General features: G+C 66.7%; 8 protein-coding genes. All 8 read left to right on the forward strand.

Translation table 11 applies throughout. From position 1 onward, the window contains the following. Window positions 1–55 precede the first annotated feature (55 nt). Window positions 56–469, forward strand: coding sequence for a DUF6166 domain-containing protein (locus tag H7I87_RS29220; RefSeq protein ID WP_372512362.1), 414 nt, complete (start codon window positions 56–58; stop codon window positions 467–469). 181 nt (window positions 470–650) lie between these two features. Next, window positions 651–1,316 carry a hypothetical protein gene (locus H7I87_RS18745; RefSeq protein WP_139800276.1) on the forward strand — a complete coding sequence of 222 codons (666 nt, stop codon included), beginning with the start codon at window positions 651–653 and terminating at the stop codon, window positions 1,314–1,316. Window positions 1,317–1,473: 157 nt separating this feature from the next. Further along, window positions 1,474–2,376 (forward strand): hypothetical protein, encoded by a 903-nt coding sequence (locus H7I87_RS18750; RefSeq protein ID WP_057003577.1) that lies wholly within the window; start codon window positions 1,474–1,476, stop codon window positions 2,374–2,376. 374 nt (window positions 2,377–2,750) lie between these two features. After that, window positions 2,751–3,863 carry an ATP-binding protein gene (locus H7I87_RS18755; protein ID WP_045385681.1) on the forward strand — a complete coding sequence of 371 codons (1,113 nt, stop codon included), beginning with the start codon at window positions 2,751–2,753 and terminating at the stop codon, window positions 3,861–3,863. Further along, entirely contained in the window at window positions 3,860–5,122 is a 1,263-nt protein-coding gene (locus H7I87_RS18760; protein ID WP_045385682.1) for a vWA domain-containing protein, read from the forward strand. Before H7I87_RS18755 ends, H7I87_RS18760 begins: the two co-directional genes overlap by 4 nt. A 119-nt stretch (window positions 5,123–5,241) precedes the next feature. Further along, entirely contained in the window at window positions 5,242–5,418 is a 177-nt protein-coding gene (locus H7I87_RS18765) for a hypothetical protein (RefSeq protein ID WP_155729924.1), read from the forward strand. Window positions 5,419–5,488: 70 nt separating this feature from the next. Next, window positions 5,489–6,580, forward strand: coding sequence for a hypothetical protein (locus H7I87_RS18770; RefSeq protein ID WP_264002819.1), 1,092 nt, complete (start codon window positions 5,489–5,491; stop codon window positions 6,578–6,580). A 4-nt stretch (window positions 6,581–6,584) separates the two neighbouring features. Continuing rightward, on the forward strand, window positions 6,585–7,687 hold a 1,103-nt coding region (locus H7I87_RS18775), incomplete at its 3' end, for an AAA family ATPase (protein ID WP_264002820.1).

The following is a 7,687-nucleotide window of genomic DNA, read 5'->3' on the forward strand; positions in this document are numbered from 1 at the left end:
ACGTCAGTGACCAAAGTGCCGAAACCATTGCCCCCACAGCCGCTCTCACGGCATAGTGGCTACCACAGAGCCACACGCGGACACGCGACCGCTCTTACACCACTCCACGGGACGTGACCCCGCCGGCGAGGTCATCGGCCCACTTCCACACGCGGTTAAACATTCGCCAACCGGAATGACGTGGGGTTACTGCGGCTCCGGTCCAGCTGATTTGGCCCGGTCGTTGCTTATCCACGCGCTGGGCGACGACGCGCGATGCACAGTATGCGAGGGTACCGGCGAAGTTGTCTACGACATCACGACCGACCGCGAAATACCGTCTCGCCACGCAGACTTGGAGCACCTCAACCCCGGCGAGTCTGACGGACAGGCCCGCTATTCAGAGCCCATGGAGTGCCAATACTGCGAGCGAGGCTTTACCGTCCTGCCCTCCTCGTATCAGCGATTCAAATTCGACATCGTCCGCTAACCTGCCCGAAGCCGGATGGACGCTCACCCGCGCCGAGATCCACGAGTGGATGGCACACCACCACGACACCAGCCAACAACCATGGTGAGGATGGCCAAACCGCGGCTAGCGGCTCGAGGCGTTAGCTGTGGTGTCTCACCACGTTGGTTCCACCACTTTCGTTCAACAAAGGAGATGCACCATGCGCAACCGCCGATTCTGGCAGCGGTTTACATCACGCGCCGCCAGCAAGGTCGAGCAAACCCATCCGCACACCAACACAGCGGATGAGCGAACACCTAACCAGCATGCGCGGAGTGTGGAGAACACTTCACGACGGCCCGCCGCCGACCACCTCGCAGGGCTGATGGCATCGGATTCATACGGGCCTGATATGGAAACAGCGGGACAGGCGCAGCTGGTTGCCTCCGAACTGCTACCGGCCGCCGGTGATTGGGCCGCACTGGAAAGGTTCGGCTTTATCAAGAAAACCCCTGTGGCTGAAGATAATCTGTTCGTCGAGGCGATCCTTCCTGAAGGCTGGCGGCGTGAGCGCGATGACCATCCAATGTGGTCGAAGGTGCTCGATACTCGCGGCCTCCCTCGCGTCAGCATCTTCTACAAAGCGGCATTTTACGATCGTGATGCCTTCTTCACGTTGGTAGACGTCGGAGCTGAGATCGTCGGCGAAGTCATCGTTGACGATGCGCCCGTTGTGATCCCCGCCGAATGGTCCCTCCTAACCAAAGAAGAGCGCACGCAAGGGAGACGGCATGCACAGCGTCTTGCCTCCGACGACTGGGATGAACACAAACAGCGACGAGCGCAGGAATTGCTCGAACTGCTGGCGCAAGCAGAGCCAGAGTAATGCGCGTAACCAACCTCACGAGATAGCACAGTTAGCACGGGTGTGGACACACCACAGAGGCACAGCCAGCGGCGCCAGCACGGCCAGGCGAGATCGGTGGCCGTGGGCGTGCCGCTGCCGGCGCGCGGGCGCCGGCGCCGGAGGAAGGACTGATCGCGTGCGGCAGGTCGATGAAACCCTTGCCGAGGCACAGCGGCTCCTCGGTAGCTCCGAGCCGCCCGCCGTAACGCCGCGGCCCACCAGTTCACCACAACCTGTCCCGCCACCGCAGTGGCAATCAGGTAGCGCCACAGCTGCGACAGCGGTCAGCGCCGAAATCAGCGCCCAGCACGGCACCTTCGCGGCACTGGGCGATCAAACGCGCACCCTCGTTGCCGAGGCGAACACCGAGAGCATGGACGCTCAGCGGCGGCTGGGCGGCATCCGCAACGAATGGGAAACGGACAAGACCGCGCTCTCAGCGATGCCGCGCACACCGGATAGAGACGGCGCAATCATCGCCGCCGGCCAACGAAGAGTCCTCGAAGCAGCCAACGTGGTCCAGACAGCAGCCGAACGCTTCGACCAAGCGGCCGGTAAGGTTCGGCGCGCGACCGCTGAGTTGCCCCACCCATTGGCCCACGTGGACCCCAAGCCACCGCCGAATCCGGCCGATGCCGATGTGCGGCCGTACGCCTGCTACCTCGGCTCCAAGGACAATGATCCGGTGAAGATCTGCGGCCCCACACCGGCTTTGCACACCTGGTATGTCGACAACGGGCGGTTCGTGCAGATCGAGGGCGACAAAGTCACTCCCCAAGCCAAGGTGGAAATCTCTGCTGGCCCGGGCGAAATCATGGAGACCATCACCAACCCGGCGGGAAAAGTGGGGGAGGTCAGGGTGTGGCTGTCCGGACCGCCGTCGCCGCAGGACTTCGAAAAGTGGACCGAAGGGGGCCAGCGAGACGTCAACTTCTGGTGGCAAAACCCCGACGGGTCGATCGGGGTGGATCGGCGCTGGCGCGACGGCAAGGTCATTTACCAGGGAAGCATTCCGCCAGGGCCCGACTGGGGCCCCTGAGCGCCCAGTAGACAACTGCGTGAGGCCCGCCCGCCCTCCCTGGGAGGCTACCAGGGCGGTCCGACAAGTTTGCGCGCCCAGCCCGCGAAGACGCCCGTCAGGGAACATGTTGCACGACAACGGATTACAGCAAGACTGCACGACGTAATCTGTTGTCTGCCAAGGGCATTCACATAGCGAGATGGCTCGCCGCGCGGAGCCAGTCGTCGGCGTTCCAGCGCGGGGATCGGCGCAGCTGTCGAGGACGCAAGACCATCCACCGCGGCGGCGATTTTTGTCGGTGGCCGATTGTAGATTAAAGGCGTCTCACACAGTGTGAGGCGTTTGGAGAGACCGGGATTCGACTCCCGGTCGGTGAGCCTGGGAGGGCAACTATGGCCGATATGGCATCAATCGTGACCGTTGTCGATGCGTGCGGTCGTGCCGGTGTTCCGGTGCTGCTGCGCGGCGGGCCGGGTCAGGGTAAGTCGTCGCTGGTGCGCGGCTTGGCCGCCAGCGCTGGTCTGCGCTGTGAGACGGTCCTGGGGTCGATTCGCGAGCCTGCCGAGATCGCCGGTATGCCGGTGACTACCGCTGATGGGGTGCGTTTAGAACCGCCCGCATGGGCCAAGCGGCTGGCGGCCGAGGGCGAGGGGGTGTTGTTTCTCGACGAGCTGACCACCTGCGCGCCGTCCGTTCAGGCGGCGATGCTGGCCGTGGTGTTGGACCGCGCCGTGGGGGATCTGGTGCTTCCCGCGACGGTGCGCATGATCGCCGCCGCCAATCCTCCCGAGCAGGCCGCCGGTGGTTATGATCTGGAGCCGCCGTTGTCAAATCGGTTCTGCCACGTGGGTTTTACTCCGTCTGTTGACGAGTGGCTCGATGGGATGGCGACCGGCTGGGAGGCCGTACCGGCGTCGCGGGCCGGGGTGAACAGCGCCGAGCGGCTGGCCGCGAGCACTGCGGCAGTCACCGGGTTCATCCGGCTGCGGCCAGAGTTGCTCGACAAGTATCCCGATTCCAGTGCGGCAACCGGCGGGCCGTGGCCGTCACGGCGCACGTGGGCGATGACGGCAAAGGTGCTAAGCCACTTGCGTGCTGATGATGTGGCCGCAACCCAGGCCGCGGTGTTCGGTCTCGTGGGGGAGGGTGCGGGCGCGGAGTTCCTGTCGTGGGTGGCGACGGCTGACCTGCCCGACCCTGACGCAGTGATTGCCGATCCGGCGCGGGTGGATTGGGCAGGCGAGCGGCCCGACCGGATATGGGCGGTGTTGGCCGGGGTGACCACGCTGGCCGCGCAGCGCGGCGGCGTCGAGGCGTGGCGCAAGGCGTGGGGTCCGCTGGTGGCGTGCGCTAAGGCCGGTGCGCCCGACGTTGCAGCATCGTCAGCGCGGGCGCTGGGCAAGTCGCGTCCGGCCAAGGCAACCATTCCGGCCTCGGCGCGCGAAGCGTTCCTGCCGTTATTGAAGGCCGCCGGTCTAATCGATGACGCGGAGGCCGTGGCATGAAGGTGCGCGAATTGACGTCGGTGGAGCGGCAGGCATTTCAGGTGGCCCGGCTGATTGCCTGCGAGGCGATGCCGTACTACTCGGCGGGGCTGTTTTCGTTGCAGCCGGTGGCAGCGCCGGGACTGAATACGTTTGCCGTGGACAAGTATTGGCGGCTCTACCTCGATCCGACGCGGCTGATCGGCCCGGAACAGTGGTCGCCGCTGGTGGCCGGTGGCGCGCTGTTGCACGAGATTGGGCATCTGCTGCGCGGCCATGCCGACCGCGCCGAGACGCTGCGCCAGCCCGTCAACCACGATGCGTGGAATTTCGCCGGGGACGCCGAAATCAATGACGATCTGGTGTCGGCTGGTGTTGTTCTACCCGACGGGGTGATCACGCCCGATGCCATCGGCTGCACGCCCGGCGGAATCGCGGAGGACTACTACGCGGCGCTCGTCGATGAGAACAGCGCGCCCAATGGTGGTGTGGGCGGCGGTGATGCCGCAGCGGACGGTGAGGTCGGTTGCGGATCCGGCAGCGGTGCCGGTCCGGTGCCCGGCGAGTTGGGCGCCGACGACTTGGTGGACGGTCGCGCCGGAATCGACGGCGCGACAGGTGATCTGATTCGGCGCAAGATCGCTGAGGCAGTGCGTGATGCCGCGGCGTCAGGTATCGGCACGTTGCCGGGTGGGTTGCGGCGGTGGGCCGATGGTGTGTTGGCTCCGCCGGTTGTGCCGTGGAATAGGGTGCTGCGCTCAGCTGTGCGGTGCGCGTTGGCCGAAGCCGCCGGTCGCACCGACTACAGCTACCGGCGTCCCTCGCGGCGGCGGGTGCCCGGTGTGGTGTTGCCCGCGATGCGGGGGCCGAAAGTGTCGGTGGCGATTGTGGTGGACACCTCGGGGTCGATGAGCGGCGCTGACCTGACGGCGGCGCTGTCGGAGACATCGGGGGTGCTGCGCTCTGCCGGAGTCGCCGGTGAGCGAGTGCAGGTGCTCACCTGTGATGCGGCCAGCGGGCAGGCGCAGAAGGTGCGCCGGGTCGCCGACGTGGTGCTGACCGGAGGGGGAGGCACCGATATGCGCGTGGGTATCGCCGCGGCGGAGGCGCTGCGTCCCCGCCCGGAAATCGTGGTCGTGTTCACCGATGGCGATACCCCCTGGCCGAGCGTTCCCGGCAAGTCCAAGCTGGTGTGTGTCATCGTCGGCAGCCCGGAAAACGCCGCGCGCACACCGCGATTCGCGGTCACAGTGACTGTCCCCTCCGGCGTTGGCAGCTAAGCGGGCGGTCCCGAAAATTGTCGGTGCCCAGCGGTAAATTCTGAGCCAGTTCCCCCGGTTGCCGGGGTTGTGGAGAGACCGGGATTCCAAGCCCGGTCGGTGAGCCTGGGAGGGCAGCAGTGGTCAATGACGAGGCGGCACTGAACGCCTACGCACAGCAGATTCTGGCCGGGACGGAATTGACCGTCACCGATATCGGTCACCCCGACAACCTCGACGGCGGTGCCGCCGCCGATGCGTTGCGGCACGGCTGGGACATGGCGCGTCGGGCCGGGCAGGTGCGCCATGACAGTTGAGTTCTACGACCTGGCGCAGCGAATCTACGCACAGCGGTCCGGTCACCCGGTGCTTCGGGTGGCCGGGGCATTGTTCGTCCTCGACCCGCAGGCAATCATGCTCACCGCGACGCAGACCCGCGGCGTGGTCACAGCGTCGGTGGCAGTGGCCGACCAGCCGGCGACGCAGGTATCCGGTATGGGTGTGCTGCGCGCCTTGGCGGCAGCAGGCGCGAGGTTCGACGCGCCGATGCGCCAGCTCGTCGTGGCCGGGGCATCCGATCTGACCGCGCTCGTTGGCCTGGCACGCGCACACAGCGGCAGTGACGACCCGGCCAGCAGGGAAGCGGCGGCGGTCGTGGGATGGTGGGCTGATCGCGCCGGGTATCCCGGCACCAGCGCGGTGGTCGATCTGTGCGCCCACAGCCGCCAGCGTTATATCACCGCGGCGGTTCCCGCCGCCGAGCGCAGTGCCGAGCATTGGCGCAGCGTCTTCGCAGTCGGCGAAGGCACGGCGGGTCTGTGGAGATGGGCGCAGCACCTTGCCAACGGCACGCCACTAACTGCGCTCAATCAGGTCCGCGCCGACGATGAGTACAGCTTCAAGGCGGCAGCCCAGCGCCACCGTGATGGCGCGGATTGGGCTGCTCCCGACCGGCCCCCGGTCGCAGCGATGGGACTACGGCGGCGCTGCGACACCGCGGATCTGTGGGAGAGCGCATTGCTGGGGGATCGGTTGTGGCGGCACCGCGCCGTTCACACCGGGCACGTGACTGGCGGCGAAATGGTGTCGGCCAACCGCGCGGGCTTCACCGTCCGGTGTGAACGCATGGATTGCCGTCTGCGCGAAGGAAACTCGGTCTGCGGCTGGTACGGTGGCATTGACAGCTACGAACGCAGCGTGACGTTCATCGGTGAAATCGCCGACACGTCCGCCTGCCAGAGCGCGCTACTGCTGACCGTGACCGGCGTGCGCGTCGAATCACGCCCCGGCATCGGGCAGTGGGTGTCATTAATGCCCGCCCCGCCCAACGCCCCGATGGTCCGCTCGGGCCAGTACCACTACCGGCGCTTGCAGTTCGGCACCGACTCATGGATCGCCAAAGGAAAGCCACCCGGCCTCATCCGGCGCGACGTGCCCCTCGACGTCCTAATCAGCGCAGCAGAAGCCGAAGGCGAGTAAGGCCATGCGCATCCTCAAGCCCCGACCCGGCGCGACCGCCACAGAAAGCGACGCTCACCGCTCCGCCGCGCCCCCCGCCCCGGCGCGGCCCACACCAGCGCCCGCAGCGCCGACCTGGCCAGGCCGGGAACTGCTCAATCACCCGATCACCGCACAGGTGCTGCTGTCGGTATGGAACGGCGACCCTGTGGTCCTGGTGCCATCCCCGCCCGGTGCGGGCAAGACCAGGCTCGTTGTGCTGCTCTCCGCGGCGTTGGCGCATCGGGCAGGCCTGCGGGTTGGTATTGCGGCCCAGACACGCGCTCAGGCCGTCGATATCGCCCGCCGCTTAGGGGCAGTAGCCGACTGGCGTTTGATCGGACTGCTGTGGAAAAAGAGCGGCACACGCCCCGATACGGCGGGCTGTCCGTTGGTGTTTGGTGGCCCTACCTGGCCGCGATCGGGTGGAGCCGTGCGGATCGCTACCACCGCTAAGTGGTTGCGTTGCGAACCCGATCAGGCCGCCGCCGACGTGCTCATCGTCGATGAGGCGTATCAGGCGACGTATGCCGATGTTGGGGCGTTGGGTGCGATGGCCCGCCAGATCGTGTGTGTGGGGGATCCGGGGCAGATCGACCCGGTGGTGACCGGGGATGTGTCGCGGTGGGTGGATTCGCCGACCGGCCCGCACCGGCCCGCTCCCTCGGCGCTGGCGGCGGCGTATCCGAACACGGTGAACACGGTGGCGTTGCGGCATACGTGGCGGTTGGGTCCGGTGACGACGGGGTTGGTGCAGCCGGTGTTTTACCCCGATTTGCCGTTTGTGTCGCGGCGGCCTGTGGAGTGTGTGGAGCTGGGTGGTGTGGTGGTGCCGGAGGTGGCGTGCCGGGTGGTGGGGGTGCGTGATGGGTGTACTGATGCGGGGTTGATGGGGGCGTGTGTGGATCGGGTGCGCGGGCTGCTGGCTGGCGGGGTGGTAGTGGATGGGGCAGGTGCGCGTCGGTGTGGGCCTGGCGATGTGGCGGTGGTGGTGTCGCGGGTGGGGCAGGCGGCGTGGTTGCGGGCGGTGTTGGCTGATGTGGCGGGGGTGTTGGTGGGTACGGCTAATGGTTTGCAGGGGGTGGAGCG

Origin of the sequence: Mycobacterium timonense, assembly GCF_025821985.1 — a bacterium.
Lineage (GTDB): Bacteria > Actinomycetota > Actinomycetes > Mycobacteriales > Mycobacteriaceae > Mycobacterium > Mycobacterium avium.